The following is a 17141-nucleotide window of genomic DNA, read 5'->3' on the forward strand; positions in this document are numbered from 1 at the left end:
TCATGGAATTGTCACAGCCCCCCTTTTCTCGGCCAGTGGAAACGCCTATATGAACCTTGCCGGGGCAACCCGGATATGGCGATAAACGGTCGGTGTAATAAACCTATTGGACCCGGGGGCGGTACCCGGCGCCTCCACCAAAAACCGGCGGGCCCGTTCGAGACGAAGGCCGGCTTTTGATGGGGGCGAAATAGGATCGACAAGGGCGTAAAGATCGAACTTTTGCTCGGCATGATACCGCCGTTATCGGGTCACAAGTGTAGTTGCAAATGACAACAACGCTAAGGAATACGCTCTCGCTGCCTAATGGCGGTGCGGGAATTCCGCTCTAAGCCCTCACGGTTAGCCCCGTGAGGCGGGGTTCGGAGGTACCTGGCAACAGAAACCTCCACCTTCTCCATTTTGCCTGAATTGGTTATATGATAGCTGACTTGTAATCGGCATCGGCTTTTCCGTTGCTGCCGTTCGGGACATTGCGTATACTTGGGCAACGCGTAGCCATCAGGATCGAAATTGATCCCGCCTTCAAGGATTACGCGAAGATTCAAAGTGTTACAGCGTCCTTGGCGCATATGGCGCGCAGCGCTTTAAAAGACGTTCGAATAAGGGAAAGACAGGACCGCATGGGGCAGGATCATATCCGTTACGACATTCTCGCACAGGATGCCCTTCGCGGCGTTATTCGTAAAGTTTTGGGTGAAGTGGCCGCAACCGGCCGCCTGCCTGGAGACCACCATTTCTTCATCACATTCCTGACCGGCGCGCCCGGCGTGCGGATTTCGCAGCACCTCAAGTCCAAATATGCCGAGCAGATGACCATCGTCATCCAGCACCAGTTCTGGGATCTGAAGGTTACGGAAATCGGCTTCGAAATCGGCCTGTCCTTCTCCGATACGCCGGAAAAGCTGGTCGTTCCCTATAATGCCATTCGCGGTTTCTACGATCCCTCCGTCAATTTCGAGCTTGAGTTCGATGTGCCCCTGGCCGAAGAGGAAGAGCTGGAAGAGGCCGAAATCACCGCCTATCCCGTCTCGCACGAGGCAAAGCCGGCTTCCCCTTCCGAGCCCCCCAAAGCTGGCGAGGAAAAGAAGGAAGGCTCCGTCGTTTCGCTCGACGCATTCCGCAAGAAGCAATAACGGCTTCCGGCCCGACCGCGCGAAGCTCAAGGAGACATATCCGCATGGCCGCCGATATCGTCAATCTGCGTCAGTTCAAGAAGCAGAAAGCCCGTAGCGAAAAAGAAAAACAGGCGGAGCAGAACCGCCTGTCCTTCGGCCGCGCCAAGGCGGAAAAAAACCTGACATCCGCCCTTAACGAGAAAGCCGAAAAGGCCCTCGATCAGGGACGGCTCGAAAAAGACGAAGACAGGACCGACAGGGACTGACGAGCCGGCGGCAAGACGCGGCCTGGCGGAACAAGCTCCCCGGGGAAATCGGAAAACTATTGCGAAACAGGGGCTTGCCGGCGAGACATGATTCAGATTGCCACCCGGAGACCGATCTGATGATCCGCAAGCACTCCACGACATTGCACGGCCACCGTACCAGCATTTCGCTCGAGGATGCCTTCTGGGACGAACTCAAAATCATTGCCGAAAAACGCAAGATCAGTTTCGCCGCCCTGCTCGCGGAAATAGACGACAACCGGCCCGCCGACAGCAATCTGTCCTCATCCTTGCGGGTCTACGTCCTGAACTGGCTCAAGACGAGATGATCTTTTCCGGCTGAAGCGCGATCCGGCCCGGCTGCTGCCTCCGCCGACTACAAATATTCCCGCCGAAAACTCGTAACGCCTCGAAAGTATTCATTAAACATTCCCGGCCTAATCTACGTCTCAAGGCATCCCCGTATTGCGTAGCCTTGCTTTCAGACCTTTCCAGCCCACATCCGTTACGAGGCGAGCCATGTATCGGGCCATCCCGAGAATAGGCATCACGGGCTTCCATCCTCTCCTCGTCCTATACCGCTTCGGCACCCTGACGAAGGCGACAAACTCCCGCGTCAGGCTCACCCCGGAAATAACATCCAATTCGACAACGGGTTCCGCACCCTCTCGGCATGAGAGGCGGCTGCATTCTCCCTTGCACTAGAAGAGTTACGGACCGGCGGGAGCGTTCTCCGGCGGCGCCAGTTGCCTGATCGCGTTTTCCGTTGGAGGCACCATCAGAGCCGGCGCGGATTGCCGTTCGGGAACGGGTTGCTGCTGCTGCTGCTGCTGCTGCTGTTGCTGCAACAACCGCTCCTGCTGTTCCTTTTCCTGCCGCAGACGTTCTTCGGCCACGGCCTTCAGCCGCGCCTCCTCTTCCGCCTTGGCCTTGGCTTCAGCCTCCGCCCGCTCTTTTTCGGCCTGACGTTCGGTCGCCTGGAAACGATAAAGCGCCACTTCACGGCGCAGGCGCTGCTTTTCGAGAACGCTGGCCTGCATGGCCTCCACGCGGCGGCGTTCCTTTTCGAAAGCCCGGAGCGACAGATAATTGCCGAGCGCCGAAACATCGGTCGTCAAGGCCGGTGCGGCAAGCGGACCGTTATAATTCAGGCGCACCGACGGCTCGGCCCCGGCGACAGCCTCCGTGCCGGGATTGAAGAGAAGATCGAGATCGCCGTTCACGGTTGAAGCCGCAAGGTCGACCGTAGCATCGCCGGTGAGCGTCACCGGATCGATCCCGGCCCGCAAGTTCTTGAAGTGAAGCGCACCGCCATTCAGCGTGAACGGCAAGGCCACGTCGCCGAGCGATATTTCACCCTGCCACAGGCTCTGGTCAACCAGGGGCCGCACCTTGGGCGCATCAATCGGTTGCGGCAAGGTTTCCGCCGCCTGCAGGATCGGCGGAAAGGCGGCGGGATTGAGTCCCTTGAGCACCAGCCCGCTGGCGCGGACTTCACCCGAACCGCCCGAGGACTTCAGGATTTCGCCGACGCTTTTGCCCGTCGATTCAGCGGTCAGGTCGATCGCCGCCCGGCCCGTCGCGACCGGGCCGTTGGCGTTCGCCCACAATATCGCCTCTGGATTAGCGTCGCTCACGGCGATCTTCGTGCGGAAAATGCCCGCCCCCTCACCCGTGGACATGGCAAGTCTGCCCGTCAGCTTGCCGCCCATGAAGGTGCCGGAGACATCATCGAGCGCGAGGCTGCCCTCATCATGTGTGACCTTGGCCGAAAGACCCGTGACAGTGCCGAAGGGACCGGCCTCGAAACTTTCCGCTTTCAGCGACAGCGAAGCCTTGAGCTGCGGGAAAGCGGGCATGGCCAGCGGCTTGGCGTTGAGAGCACCGGTTTCCGGGTCGATCACCGGGCCGTAGATCGCATCTCCAAGCCAGGCGAGATCGGCGGTCCTGACGGCAAGATCGCCGGTTACGGGATGCCGCGCCGCGCGCTGGAACGCCAGATTGCCCGAGAAGGGATTGCCGCCCGCCTGCCCACTGAGGGAGGAAAACGCAACCTGTTGCGCCTCCACCGCCATTTTCCCGTTCGCCTTCAATGCCATTCCGCCGCCAAGCTGAGGCAGGCCGACGGCGTTCATGATGAGATATGGTTCGATATCGGCGCTTTCCAGCGCCAGATCCGCGCTCCCTTCGCCAAAATTGGCGGCCGAAACGGCAAAGGACCCGATCATCGAAAAATGCGTGCGCTCCGTCGAGAAGCGGATATCGGTCTGGACGGGGGAGCCAAGCGTGCCGTTGAGCTTGACGGAGAGAAGCCCCTCCCCGTCCGCATCGAACGGCAGCGGATCAAGCCCCGCCTGCCCGAACAGGATCGCCGTCGACTGGTTTTTCAGGACCGCTTCCAGCGACATGGCCGTATCGTCGGTAATCGACAGGAAATCCGGCATCTTGGCCACCGCCGACAGGCGGCTGCCATTGACGGTGCCGGAAACGGCAACATTCGCGCCGCCATTTTCGCTGTTGACCGAAACATCCATGGAAAGATCGGAATTGGCGTACCAAGGTGCGCTGGCCGCCAGCCGGCCAAGGAATGGATGATTCGGCAACTTCTGCTGCAGCATCGTGAAGAATGGCTGCATATCGGTCGCATGCAGATTCACCGTGCCCTTGCCGGCATATTTCAGCAGCGACCCCTGCAACTGCCCCGTCGCCCGAACCTCCGCGCCGGCAATATCGCCGGCCGTCATCTTTTCAAGCGAGAGAACGCCGCCCGCAATGCTGAAGGCGGTTTCCACATGATTTGCAGTCACACCGGCCATATTGAACCGGTCGGCCTTGAACTTGGCGTCGATGCGATGGTCGAGGACCGAGCTTCCGACCTGGTCGCCGAGCGCCAGACTGCCCAGCGCCTTCAAGGCGTCAAGGTCGATCTCGTTGCCGGCAAGATCGATGGAAAGATTGGAGGTCTTGCCGTCGGAGCGCCGTTCCAGCTCTCCTTTCAGCGAAGCGTCGCCAATGGCAAGCTCGAGATTGTCGAAACGCTGGTTGAGCGTCGTCAGCGAGACATCCGCGGAAAAACCGGCCGCATTGAGCTGCCGGATCGCCGGATCGACCGAACCGGAAAGCCAGTTCGCCAGCCCCGACGGCTGGTTGGAGGCAAGCAGCAGATTACCGTTGAAGGCGGGGCCGCCGAGAAGCGTCAGGGAACCCTTGGCTTCCAGCTGCGTCCTGCCGGGCAGCGTCGCCACGGCGTTCACCACCTGCCAGCCGCTGCCCTCCGGGCGCACATCCAGCCGGATGTCGCGAATGGTCGTGTCATCGGAAACGAGTGCTGGAAGGCTGATGCTCGCCTTGCCCGGCACCGGCGGAACCGGAATGCGGGCGACCATGGCGGCAAAGGCTTCGATGCGCTGGCGCACGGACGTCGTCGGCTGGCGCGAGGTCTTGCCCGTCTGCACCACAGGCGGCGCGAAACGGTTGACATCGATCTGCTGGCCATCCGCCGTCAACAGGAATTCCGGCTTCGCACCGGTATCCAACGTCGCCTCGCCGGTAACCACATAGGGATTTTCGCTGCCGCCAAGTTCCATGCGGTAGCTCGGTATGCGCACGCTTTCATTCGTCAGTTCGAAACTGCCGCGGGTGCGCGGCGACGAAAACAGCGATTGCCCGGCCTGCTGCTTCTGTTTTTCGTCTTCCTTGAAACTGAACGCGAAGGAGCCGCTATAGGCGGGCTTCCCAGCCGTTGCCGCAATCGCACCATCCAGATCGACCTCGACCGGATGCTCGTCGGGCACCACACGGACCCGCAGCCCCATGCGGCCGGCGGCATAATCCGGCTCACTGCTGGAGAGCGAGAACGAACCCGGATGCCCGTCGACGGCAGCACGTCCCTCCGCCTTCCACGGCCCGGCCAGCGAATTGGCGGACATATCAGCGTTGAGACCGGTCACCACACGGTTGCGACCGGATTGCTCATCGATGAATTCGATCTGCCCGCCTTCGATCTGTACGCTTTCCAGAACCACGGTGCGGGCGGGAATTTCCGCCCGGCTGCCGCGCATCCAGTCCAGAGTACCGTCTTTCAGCAGCCGGATCTTGGCCTTCGGTTCCTCGATGCGCATGTCGAAGATGCGCGCTTCACCGGAAAGGAACGGTGCCAGCTCGGCATCCATGGAAAAACGCGCCACCTGAATGAGCGGCGATCCATCCGCATCCGTTCCGGCGCGCACATCATGCAGAGTAACCGAAGGGAAAGGCAGGAGCCGGGCTTCGACGCGGCCATGCACCACCACCTTCTTGCCCAGAATGCGGCTTGCCTGATCCTCGAAATCACGGCGGAAATCCGTCCAGTCGACGAAATAGGGAATGAGCAGCGCCGAAAACAGCACCACGGCCAGCAGTCCGCCCAGAAAAACCAGAATACGCCCGAGCACTGACCTGCATCTCCCTTCGCGAACGCTGCAAACCTATTCTTATTTGCCTTAACGGCAAGCAGCCTTTTGTACCAATCAATTGTGAGAATGATCAGACAAGACGGAACAACTTGCCCGGATTGAAGATGTTATCGGGGTCGAGCGACGTTTTGATGGCACGCATGACATCGAGCGCATTTCCCGCTTCTTCGGCCAGAAAGCTCATCTTGCCCTGGCCGATGCCGTGTTCGCCGGTGCAGGTGCCGTCCATGGCGATGGCCCGGCGGTTGAGGCGGGCAACGAAAGCTTCGGTTTTCGCAACGCTTTCGGCATCCTTGCCGTCGAAGAGGATAAGTACGTGGAAATTGCCATCGCCCGCATGGCCGACGATCGGCGCGAGAAAGCCGTTTTCCGCAATATCCTGCTGTGTTTCCACCACGCAATCCGCCAGTCTCGAAATCGGCACGCAGACATCGGTGGAAAGCCCGTCGAGATGGGGTGCAAGCGCACGCGAGGCCCAATAGGCGTCATGCCGCGCCTTCCAGAGCTTGTTGCGTTCGGCCGCATCGCTCGTCCAGCGGAAATCGACGCCGCCGCATTCCGCCGCGATCTCGGCAAATTGCTGCGATTGCAGCGCCGCCGTCTCCTCGGTGCCGTGGAACTCCACGAACAGCGTCGGCTTTTCCGCATAGTTCAGGCCGGAATAGGCGTTGCAGGCCCGCACCTGCACTTCGTCCAGCAATTCGATGCGGGCAACCGGAACACCCATCTGGATCGTCATGATGACAGCATCGCAAGCCGCCTGAATGCTGTCGAAAGTGCAGACCCCACCGGCGATCTTTTCCGGGATGCCCTGCAACCGCAGCGTAACGGATGTCAGAACCCCAAGCGTGCCTTCGGCACCGACGAAAAGCCGCGTCAGATCGTAACCGGCCGACGACTTGCGGGCGCGGCGCGCAGTGCGGATTTCCTCGCCATTGGCGACAACGGCGGTAACGGCCAGAACATTGTCCTTCATGGTGCCGTAACGCACGGCATTGGTCCCCGACGCCCGCGTGGACGCCATGCCGCCGATGGACGCGTTGGCGCCCGGATCGATCGGGAAGAACAGGCCGGTATCGCGCAGATAGACGTTGAGGTCTTCGCGCGTAACACCCGGCTCCACCGTCACGTCAAGATCTTCGGCATTCACCTCAATGATGCGATTCATCCGGCTGAAATCGATGCATATTCCGCCGTTCGGTGCATTGACCTGCCCTTCCAGCGATGAGCCCGTTCCAAAGGGAATGACCGGCACCTTATAGTGCGCGCAGGCCTTCACCACGGCTTTCACGTCATCGGCGCTCTCGGCAAAAACGACACCATCCGGCGCCTGCAAAGTGAGATAGGTGGTGGTATGACCGTGCTGCTCACGAAACGCCTGACCGGTCTGGAGCTTGTCGCCGAGCTGCTGCTTCAGCACCACAAGCACCGAGGCAATGCCCTCTTCGTTCCGCTTCCCCGCCACCACATCTTTCAGCGCCATCATCCATCTCCACCGCAAGATACCGCCGTAACGGACTCGATCCGTTACGAAATTCCGTTGCGTGGTATGGGATACGGCTGAGGCTTTGTCCAGCATCGCGACTGCGCCAAACAGCGTTTGGCGGCAGCGGTCTTCTATTCCGCCGCCAGCAGCTGCTTGTCCTCCTCCAGCGCCTTGCGACGGGCGGCAAGTTCCAGTTCGCGGTGGAGGCGGATTTCCTCGTCGGCCTGTGGCTTGGCGAAACGGGCGATCAGCAGGTAGGAGACCGGGGTGATGTAGAGTGTCACCAGCGTCGCAAAACCCAGACCGCCGACGATGACCCAGCCGAGCGCTATGCGTGCTTCCGCACCCGCACCCTGCGCCAGCACCAGCGGCACGCCACCGAGAATGGTGGCGATCATCGTCATCATCACCGGGCGCAGGCGGATGCTGGTGGCCTTTTCGATGGCTTCGCGCACGGTTGCGCCCTGATCGCGCAGATGATTGGCGAATTCCACGATGAGGATGCCGTTCTTCGCCATCACGCCGACGAGAAGCACAAGCCCGATCTGGCTATAGACATTGAGGCTCGATCCGGTGACGAGCAGCGCGATGACGGCGCAGGCAAGACCGAGCGGCACCGTCGACATGATGATGATCGAACTCAGAACGCTTTCGAACTGCGCGGCGAGCACGAGGAAGATGATGGCGATGGCGAAACCGAAGGTCAGCAGCATGCCGCTCGAATTTTCCTCAAGCGTCGCTGCCTCGCCAAGCGGCAGGAGGCGTGCGCCGGACGGCGGGACGGACCGAGAAAGCTCGTTCACCTTTTCCAGCGCCTGACCAAGCGAGACGCCATCCTTGAGGTTGGCGGTAAAGCCGACGGAGGGAAGCTGCTGCTCGCGGTTCAGCTGCGGCGCCACCGCATTTTCCTTCAGCGTCGCGATAACCGACATCGGCACGATCTTGCCGTCGCCCGTTTTCAGGAAGACGTTTTCGAGATCGGTCGGGTCATTGATCGGTCGGGTAGAGGATAGCAGGCGGACCGGGATCGCATCGCCATCCACGAAGACGTCGACGATCGAGCGTCCTTCCAGCAGCGATTGCATGGCGCGCGACAGGCCGGTGATATCGATGCCGAGATCGGAGGCGCGCTCTCGGTCGATGGAGACGGAAAGCTGCGCCTGATTGGGTTCGTTGTCGAAACGCGGTGTGTCGAACAGGCCGCTTTCTTCCATGGAAAGCAGCAATTTCTGCGTCGCGGCGGTCAGCGCCTGATAGTTGCTGCCGACCATCGCCATCTGCAGGCCGTTGCCCGCGCCGCGAATCCTGAGGCTGTTCGGCTGCATCGCATTGCCGCGCAGTGCCGGCACCCTGTTGGCGGCAGAGGTGACGTCTGCGGCGATCTGGTTCTGCGTGCGCTCGCGATCGGCCCAGGGCGCCAGCGTCAGCACCAGAAAGCCGGTATTGGAGGAACCGTTCATGCCGGTGATGGAGTAAATATTGCGGATTTCACCACTGTCGCGCAGCGGCTGGAGGTTTTCCTCGATCCGCTGCAATTGGTCGCGCGTATAGTCGAGGCTGACGCCCTGCGGCGCCGTCACGCGCATCATGACCGAGGCCCGGTCCTCACGCGGCGTCAACTCGTTCTGGATCATGCCGAAGGCGATCCACGACAGGCCGGAAAAGACGAGCGCGACGATGATGACGATCAGCGGATTGTTGAGGCAGGCGGCAAGCGTCGTCTTGTAGGTGGCGGCAAAGACATTGCCGAACCAGGCGAGCGGCCCCGTGGGCTCCTTCAATCCTTCTTTCAGCATCCGAGAAGCGAGCATCGGGCAAAGCGTCAGCGCCACGATGGAAGAGAGGCCGACAGCGAAAGCGAGCACGAAACCGAACTCACGGAAAAGGCCGCCAAGCTGGCCTGGCAGGAAAGAGAGCGGAATGAACACGGCGGCAAGCGTCGCCGTCGTCGCGATCACCGCGAAGAACACTTCCTGGGTTCCGAGAACGGCGGCGGCGCGCGGGCCCATGCCTTCCGCCCGGCGGCGCACGATATTTTCCAGCACCACGATCGCATCATCGACCACGAGACCCGTAGCAAGGACAATGGCGAGCAGCGTCAGGATATTGATCGAGAAGCCGACCATGTAGATTGCGACGATGGTGCCGATCAGCGCCACCGGCATGGTGATCGCCGGAATGAGGGTCGCCCGCCAGTCGCGCAGGAACAGATAAAGCACGACGACAACGATGAGCGCCGAAAGACCGAGCGCCAGTTCTACCTCGTGCAGCGCACCTTCGATGAAGACGGCATCGTCGCTGGTGACGATGATGCGCGTGCCTTCCGGCAGGTTGACAGACATGGCATCGACGGCGGCCTTCACGCCGGTGGAGATATTCAGCGTATTGGACTGCGCCTGCCGGATGACGCCGAGACCGACACCCTGCACGCCGTTGGAGCGCAGCGAGGTGGATTCGTCGTCCGCGCCCAGCATGACGGTCGCAACGTCACGCAGGCGGATATTGCTCTTGATGAGAAGGTTCGAAAAATCCTCCGGCTTCGTCAGGCTGGCCGTGGCGCGCACGACGATGTCCTGCGTAGCGCTTTTCAGCGATCCCGCCGGCATATCAAGGGCAGCGCTGGCCAAAGCGTTCGCGACATCGGTGACAGTCAAGCCACGGCTGGCAAGCGCCGCCTGATTGAGATCGACGCGGAAGACCTTTTCCTGATCGCCATAAAGCTCCACATCCGCAACACCATCGACGGCGGCCAGGCGGTCGATGACCTCGTCATCCACCAGCTTGGTCAGATCCTCCATGCTGAGCGTGGACGATGTGACGGCGAGGCGCATGATCGGCTGGCTGTCGGAATCCGCCTTGATGATCTGCGGTTCGTCGGCATCGTCAGGCAACTGGTTGGTCACGCGGCCGATAGCGTCACGGACATCGTTTGCGGCAACGGCCATATCGACGTTGTCGCCGAACTCCATCGTCACGCGGCTGGTGCCGAACTGCGAGTTGGAGGAGATGGATTTGACGCCGCTGACGCGCGCCACCGCACCCTCGATCGTCTGCGTCACTTCCTGGTCGATGGTTTCGGGCGCAGCACCCTCGTAAGTCGTCCTGACGCTGATGGTCGGCCGGTCCACATCCGGCAGCTCACGCACTTCGACACCCACCAGCGCGGCAAGGCCGGCGACGACAAGCAAGGTATTGAGAACCGCCGCTAGAATGGGGCGGCGAACGAACAATGCGGTAAATGCGAGCTTGGAATCCTGAGCGGGAGGCGACTGCGTCGTCATTGGCTGGCAACCTCCTCGGGCTTCGGCTGGCTGGCGACGCGGACCACGCCGCCTTCCCGCACCCGCTGCAATCCTTCGGTCACGACCTGCTCGCCCTCCGCCAGTTCCGCCTTCACGAGGACGGCGTCGGGATTGCGCTGCACGATCTGCACGCGCACCTTGCCGGATTTATTGTCGGTCACGCGCCAGACATAGGAGCCTTCGGCATCCCATTGCACGGCCAGCGGATCGACCGAAGCGAAGGTCTCCCCGGCAAAACGCATGGTGACGCCGAAAGACATGCCGGCCCGCAATTCGTCCTTGTCGTTGCCGAGCCGCGCCCGGATGCGGATGGTGCGGCTCGCCGCGTCGACACGGTTGTCGACAGCCTCGACTTCGCCCTTGAACGTCTCGCCGGGGCGCGAAATCGAGGTGGCTTCCACCGGCATTCCAACCGTAATCGCAGTTGCGAACCGTTCCGGGGCCCAGAAGTTGACCAGAATTTCGGAACGGTCGTCGATGCTGACGATGGTCGATTGCGTGGTGACGTTGTCGCCGATATTGGCGGCGACGATACCGGCCACACCCTCTATCGGTGCGACGATATCGCGACGCCTGAGGTTCAGTTCGGCGGTGCTCAGCGCGAGTTTCGCGGCCTCCTCGGCAATCTGCGCGTCCAGCACATCAAGGCGGGAGACGGATCTCAGGTTCTTGTAGGAATTCGATTTTTCGACGGCGCTGCGGAGCGCGACCTGCGCCTTGTCCCGCTCGATCACCTGCTCCTCGTCATCGAGCCGCGCAAGCACCTGCCCCTTCACGACGCGGGCGCCGGATGAAACACGAATTTCGGAAAGCGTGCCGGAGGTCTGCGGCATGACGACGACCGACTGGATCGCCTCACCATTGCCGATGGCGTTCAGCCTGTCATTGACCGTGCCTTTTTTGACCGGGGTCATCACCACCAGGGTCGCATTGCCGTTGCGCCGTGCGCCGCCCGCACCTTGCCCGGATGGCGAGCCTGATGTCGCGGCAACCTCGACAGCGCCGGCCGGCATTTTGCCGATCCCGATACCGGCAAGCAAATTGCGGGCCTCGGGCGAATAAAAGCCCCAAAGACAGAGCCCCGTTCCCGCCACGGCAAGACAGACACCCACCTGTTTCCAGACCCGCATACAATTCTCCGGTTAATCCGCACAGCATATCCGTCCCGAAAAAGACCTTCGCGGAACGTTTGAAGTATTCCCGCATGCCTTGACGAAGGCAACGCACAAATCCGTTTCTTACATAATTGTAATTTGTGATGAATTGTCGTCGAAAGTACCCGACGGCCATTTCTATCGCAAATATTTGTCGATCCGCTACTCTGCCACGGAAACAGCCGTGACCGGAGGACGCCATGAGCACCGTAACGAAAGCCGAAAATCCAGAAGCCAATCCCCGCATCAAGGCGGTGTTCGACGATATCCGTGCCACGCGCAAATCGGATTTCATCAACAATATGTGGCTTTATCTCGCCTTCGATCCCGATCTTCTGGAAAAGACCTGGGCCGAGGTCAAGGCGGTGATGGCCACACCCTCAGTGCTCGATCCCGTGGTAAAGGAAATGCTCTACATCGCCGTTTCCGTTACCAATGGCTGCTCCTATTGCGCTCACTCCCACACGGCAGCCGCCAAAGCCAAGGGCATGACGGACGAGCAGCATGCCGATCTGCTGCGGGTCATCGCGCTTGCAGCCAAGACCAACCAGCTGGCCGTGGCGCTGCAATTGCCGGTGGATGCCGCTTTCGATGCCGACAGTCGGCCATGAGACGAAAAAACGCCTTGGAATAGGCGTTTTGACTGACGATACCGGAATAAAAGCAGAACACGGTTCTGGCCTTTATATCCCGAATCACTACATTGGGCCGCATGAGCAACAGTTTTGACGATATGCCGTTCTTCGATGAGGAACCCGAAGCGCCGCGCAAGGCGACGAACAATGCCGATGCGGCAAGCGGCGGCGGGCTTGGCATTGCCGCGCGCGCCATGGCGGCACGCGATCAGGCGCGGCCGATCCCCGACTATCTTTCCGGCCTCAACCCGGAACAGCGCGAAGCCGTGGAAACGCTGGACGGCGCGGTTCTAGTGCTTGCGGGCGCCGGCACCGGCAAGACCCGCGTTCTGACCACCCGCATCGCCCATATTCTGGCCACCGGCCGCGCCTATCCCAGCCAGATCCTTGCCGTGACCTTCACCAACAAGGCGGCACGCGAGATGAAGGAACGTATCGGCGTTCTGGTCGGCGGCGCAGTCGAGGGCATGCCGTGGCTCGGCACCTTCCACTCCATCGGCGTCAAGCTTCTGCGTCGCCATGCCGAACTCATCGGCCTGAGGTCGGATTTCACCATTCTCGATACCGATGACGTGATACGGCTTTTGAAACAGCTCATTCAGGCCGAAGGTCTTGATGACAAGCGCTGGCCCGCCAAACAGTTTGCCGGCATGATCGACGGCTGGAAGAACAAGGGGCTGACGCCGCCGGATATTCCGGAAGGCGATTCCCGCGCTTTCGCCAATGGCAAGGGCCGCGAGCTTTACGCCGCCTATCAGGCACGGCTGAAAACGCTGAACGCCTGCGATTTCGGCGATCTTCTGCTGCACCCGATCAGCATCTTCCGCCGCCATGCCGATATTCTGAAGGAATATCACCAGAAGTTCCGTTATATTCTGGTCGACGAATATCAGGACACCAATACGTCGCAATATATGTGGCTGCGGCTTCTTGCCCAGCGCCCGAAAGGCGAGCCGCAAAACGTCTGTTGCGTGGGCGACGACGACCAGTCGATCTATGGCTGGCGCGGTGCCGAAGTGGACAACATCCTTCGCTTCGACAAGGATTTCCCCGGCGCCAAGGTCGTCAAGCTTGAACGCAACTACCGTTCCACCGAACATATTCTCGGCACCGCCGGCCATCTGATCGCCCACAATGAAGGGCGTCTCGGTAAAACCCTGTTCACCGAGCGGAGCAGCCCGGATGACGAAAAGGTGGTGGTGCATGCGGCATGGGACTCCGAAGAGGAAGCCCGCGCCGTCGGCGAGGAAATCGAGCAGCTTCAGCGCAAGAACCACAAGCTGAACGACATGGCCATCCTCGTTCGCGCCTCCTTCCAGATGCGCGAGTTCGAAGATCGCTTTGTGACGCTTGGCCTCAATTACCGCGTTATCGGCGGTCCGCGATTCTATGAGCGTCTCGAAATCCGCGATGCCATGGCCTATTTCCGGCTCGTCTGCCAGCCGGCCGACGATCTCGCCTTCGAGCGTATCGTCAACACCCCCAAGCGTGGCCTTGGCGATACGACCATCCGCAATCTGCATGACTACGCCCGCGCCCGCGACATTCCGATGCTGGCGGCGGCGACCGACATCATCGAGACCGACGAGCTGAAACCGAAGGCGCGCAAGGCGCTGTTCGACGTGGTGCAGGATTTCCGCCGCTGGCAGGGCCTGCTGGAGAACACCGAACACACCACGCTTGCCGAGCAAATCCTCGACGAAAGCGGCTATACCGCCATGTGGCAGGCCGACAAGAGCGCTGAAGCGCCCGGCCGGCTGGAAAACCTGAAAGAACTCATCCGCTCGATGGAGGTCTTCGAAAGCATGCGCGGCTTCCTCGAGCACGTCGCGCTGGTGATGGACGCCGAGCAGAATGCAGAGCTGGATGCGGTTTCCATCATGACGCTGCATTCCGCCAAGGGGCTGGAATTCGACACCGTCTTCCTGCCCGGCTGGGAAGAAGGACTGTTCCCGCACCAGCGCGCGCTGGACGAAGGCGGCCGCTCCGGTCTGGAGGAAGAACGCCGCCTCGCCTATGTCGGCATCACCCGCGCCAAGAAGCTCTGCCATATCTGGTTCGTATCGAACCGGCGTATCCATGGGCTGTGGCAATCCACCCTGCCCTCGCGTTTTCTGGACGAACTGCCGCCGGCCCATGTGGATGTCGCGGCATCCGACAGCAATTACGGCGGTTATGGCGGGCGCGGCAGCTACGGTCAGTCCCGTTTCGACAAGGCGGAACCCTTCGCCAACAATTATTCCACCCCCGGCTGGAAACGGGCCCAGGCCAACAAGTCCGACGCCACCCGCGATAACTGGGGCACGCGCTCCGGCCATGCGGTCGAGCGGATCGGTTATGGCGAAAGCGGCCCGCGCGCGCGCACGATCGACGGCGAACTGGTGGCGAAATCCGTCGCCGACACCCCGTCGAAATTCGTGGTCGGCGACCGTGTTTTCCATATCAAATTCGGCAATGGCAATGTCTCCGCCATCGAGGGCAACAAGCTGACCATCAATTTCGACCGCGCCGGACAAAAACGCGTGCTGGATGGATTTGTGGAAAAGGTTTGATTCGACAACTGCCAATGCCTGAAGACAGCTTTTTCCGTAGCCCGCGTCATGCCGTTGCAATAAAGAAGTTGCAACCCCAGAGCGGGATGACGAAGAGTATAAGCCGTTTCGCCTGAAATCGTCGTGATCCGGGCAAAATCGGGCGGAGACTGTTTTGCATATATTACCGAAAAGCCAGCGCAAGCTTGCCGTTTTCCTGATCAATATGGACAGCGCCACCAAGCGCCTCGAAGACATGAACACCCGCCTCGACGCCATCGGGCTGAAGGCGGAGCGGGTTCCGGGCGTCAATGGCCGCGAACTGAATTATCCGATCCCGGAATTCAGCGAGCTTTCCTACATGCTCATGCATGGCCGCCGCACTTCGCCGCCGGAAATCGGCTGTTATCTCAGCCATGTTGCCTGCGCCGGCAAATTCATGGATAGCGATGCCGACATCGCGCTCATCCTCGAAGACGACGTGATCTTCCAGAGCGATTTTCTCGACGCGCTCGACGAGGCGGTGCTCAACGGCAGCGACTGGGATCTGCTTCGGCTCACCACGGTCAGCAACGGCCGGAAATTTCCGTTCCGCCCGCTTGAAAGCGGCCGCTCGCTTGCCATCGCGCTGACGCGTGAAAAGGGAGCTGGCGCCTATCTCGTCAACCGCCGCGCCGGAAAATGGATATCTAAACTCATCCCCATGCGGCTCGCTTACGATATTGCTTTCGATCTGGAATATCTTGCCTGCCTGAAAGCGGCATTCATCTATCCCCTCTGTGCCACGCAGGATGGCGACAAAGACAGCCAGATCCAGAGCAATCTTCGCATATACCGCTTACCCCGCTGGCGCTACTTCACCGTCCTGCCCTATCGCGCTTATCTGGAATCCAGCCGTTTCCTGCTGCGTGGCATCCGCCTCGCCATCGCCAAGGCGCGTGTGGCAATGGAACGCGGCAAGGGCAAGACCATTCCTGCGAACAATTGAACGGGCCGGCCTACGGCTCTCCGGGCGTGAAGCCGATAAGATAAACGGCCGCGATCACGGCCGCGAGAATGAAAATCGAAATGACGAAAATCGTCATCCGGTTCAATGGTTTGCGCGTCGTTTTCTTCATGCTGGAATAATGCGTGACCACATGGCTTGTTCCGCAGCACACAGGATAATGTTGTTTGAAGCGGTGAAACGTCGCAATTCGATTCCGCTTCAAGGATATATCGGCTAATGCTCGAATCCGTCTTCAGCTTTACCCGGCCAGCCATGACAGAAACGACGCATCCCCACCTCAATCCGCTGCATCTTGCCGCCGCCTTCGCAAGCGGCTGTCTTTTGACGCTGATGGTGCATTTCAACGGCCAGCTTGCCCATTACGGCAATGCGCTTTTTTCCTCCTGGACGGCGCATGGCACCGGCACGGTGGCGGCCCTGATCTATCTGGCGATCATGCGACCAAAGAAAGATACGGGCGCAGCAAAAAAACCGAAGGCGCCGCTCTGGGCCTATTGCGGCGGGGTCGTGGGTGCGGCCATCGTCATCCTCACCTCCACCGCCGTCAATTCGCCGCTGGCACTTTCCGGCACCATTGCGCTCGGGCTCGGCGGACAGGTGATCTTCAGCCTGCTGGCTGATTTTTTCGGTCTTTTCGGCCTGCCCAAACGGCGGCCGGATTTGCGTGACATGGTGGTGGTGGCGCTGATTCTCTGCGGCAGCGCGCTCATCATCCTTGTCGGGAGAACGGCATGATCGTCTGGATAGCCATGGCTTTCGCCGGCGGCGTCTTCGTGGCGCTGAGCCGCCAGGTCAACGGCCGCCTCAGCCTGTCGAACTCACCGCTGATCGCCTCGTTCTGGAACCACATCGTCGGTTTCGGGGTGCTGACGGTTATCGGCCTCATCGTCGGCGGCCTCATTCCGCCGGGTGCGGCGGATGCGCCCTGGCTCGCCTTCATCGGCGGCCCCATCGGTGTCGTCTTCATCGCTTCGGGAAGCTGGCTCATCCCGCGCATCGGCGCGGTCAATACCGCACTTCTGGTCATCGGCGGACAGATGGTGTCTGGCGTCGTGCTCGATCTTTTCAGCGATCATCCACCGGAAATCTGGGCAAGCGCGCTCGGCATTCTGCTGATCCTTGCCGGCATGATGCTGACGCAGCGGCGCGGCCGCTAAAGCATTTCCAGCAAAACCGCACAGCGTTT

12 protein-coding genes and 1 other RNA gene are annotated in these 17141 nt (G+C 60.6%); 9 read left to right on the forward strand and 4 right to left on the reverse strand.

The genetic code is table 11. The features are described from left to right. Nucleotides 1–19 precede the first annotated feature (19 nt). The 4 genes from ssrA (at nucleotide 20) to QSK43_RS05450 (ending at nucleotide 1713) form a co-directional block, all read left to right on the forward strand. Nucleotides 20–393, forward strand: a transfer-messenger RNA (tmRNA) gene (gene ssrA / locus QSK43_RS05435). Nucleotides 394–623: 230 nt separating this feature from the next. Further along, the gene (locus tag QSK43_RS05440) at nucleotides 624–1136 is read left to right on the forward strand and encodes an SspB family protein (protein WP_045023770.1); all 513 of its coding nucleotides are present in this window, start codon (nucleotides 624–626) and stop codon (nucleotides 1134–1136) included. Between the two features lie 44 nt (nucleotides 1137–1180). Beyond that, nucleotides 1181–1384 (forward strand): DUF4169 family protein, encoded by a 204-nt coding sequence (locus tag QSK43_RS05445; RefSeq protein ID WP_045023768.1) that lies wholly within the window; start codon nucleotides 1181–1183, stop codon nucleotides 1382–1384. A gap of 119 nt (nucleotides 1385–1503) precedes the next feature. After that, nucleotides 1504–1713: a ribbon-helix-helix domain-containing protein gene (locus QSK43_RS05450; protein WP_045023766.1), complete on the forward strand. Its 210-nt coding sequence runs from the start codon at nucleotides 1504–1506 to the stop codon at nucleotides 1711–1713. 381 nt (nucleotides 1714–2094) lie between these two features. Here QSK43_RS05450 and QSK43_RS05455 read toward each other — a convergent pair whose 3' ends face one another. The 4 genes from QSK43_RS05455 to QSK43_RS05470 form a co-directional block, all read right to left on the reverse strand. Continuing rightward, nucleotides 2095–5817, reverse strand: coding sequence for an AsmA family protein (locus QSK43_RS05455; RefSeq protein ID WP_332302567.1), 3723 nt, complete (start codon nucleotides 5815–5817; stop codon nucleotides 2095–2097). A gap of 91 nt (nucleotides 5818–5908) precedes the next feature. Next, the gene (locus tag QSK43_RS05460) at nucleotides 5909–7321 is read right to left on the reverse strand and encodes an FAD-binding oxidoreductase (protein WP_332302568.1); all 1413 of its coding nucleotides are present in this window, start codon (nucleotides 7319–7321) and stop codon (nucleotides 5909–5911) included. A gap of 134 nt (nucleotides 7322–7455) precedes the next feature. Beyond that, a complete protein-coding gene (locus QSK43_RS05465; RefSeq protein ID WP_332302569.1) occupies nucleotides 7456–10605 on the reverse strand; it encodes an efflux RND transporter permease subunit in 3150 nt (1049 codons plus the stop codon). Then, nucleotides 10602–11756 (reverse strand): efflux RND transporter periplasmic adaptor subunit, encoded by a 1155-nt coding sequence (locus tag QSK43_RS05470; protein ID WP_332302570.1) that lies wholly within the window; start codon nucleotides 11754–11756, stop codon nucleotides 10602–10604. Before QSK43_RS05470 ends, QSK43_RS05465 begins: the two co-directional genes overlap by 4 nt. Nucleotides 11757–11980: 224 nt before the next feature. Here QSK43_RS05470 and QSK43_RS05475 point away from each other — a divergent pair, with 224 nt between their 5' ends. From QSK43_RS05475 to QSK43_RS05495, 5 genes are all read left to right on the forward strand, one after another. Further along, nucleotides 11981–12391, forward strand: coding sequence for a carboxymuconolactone decarboxylase family protein (locus QSK43_RS05475; protein WP_332302571.1), 411 nt, complete (start codon nucleotides 11981–11983; stop codon nucleotides 12389–12391). Nucleotides 12392–12492: 101 nt separating this feature from the next. Beyond that, nucleotides 12493–14967, forward strand: a complete 2475-nt coding sequence (locus QSK43_RS05480) for an ATP-dependent helicase (RefSeq protein ID WP_332302572.1) — start codon at nucleotides 12493–12495, stop codon at nucleotides 14965–14967. A 154-nt stretch (nucleotides 14968–15121) separates the two neighbouring features. Continuing rightward, on the forward strand, nucleotides 15122–15934 hold the full coding sequence (locus QSK43_RS05485; RefSeq protein WP_332302573.1) for a glycosyltransferase family 25 protein: 813 nt from the start codon (nucleotides 15122–15124) through the stop codon (nucleotides 15932–15934). 273 nt (nucleotides 15935–16207) lie between these two features. Then, complete coding sequence (locus tag QSK43_RS05490) at nucleotides 16208–16690, forward strand: DMT family transporter (RefSeq protein ID WP_332302637.1); 483 nt, start codon at nucleotides 16208–16210, stop codon at nucleotides 16688–16690. Continuing rightward, nucleotides 16687–17112 (forward strand): DMT family transporter, encoded by a 426-nt coding sequence (locus tag QSK43_RS05495; protein ID WP_332302574.1) that lies wholly within the window; start codon nucleotides 16687–16689, stop codon nucleotides 17110–17112. Before QSK43_RS05490 ends, QSK43_RS05495 begins: the two co-directional genes overlap by 4 nt. Nucleotides 17113–17141 lie beyond the last annotated feature (29 nt).

This window comes from Rhizobium sp. GR12, assembly GCF_036596185.1.
In the GTDB taxonomy this organism is placed as follows: domain Bacteria; phylum Pseudomonadota; class Alphaproteobacteria; order Rhizobiales; family Rhizobiaceae; genus Agrobacterium; species Agrobacterium nepotum.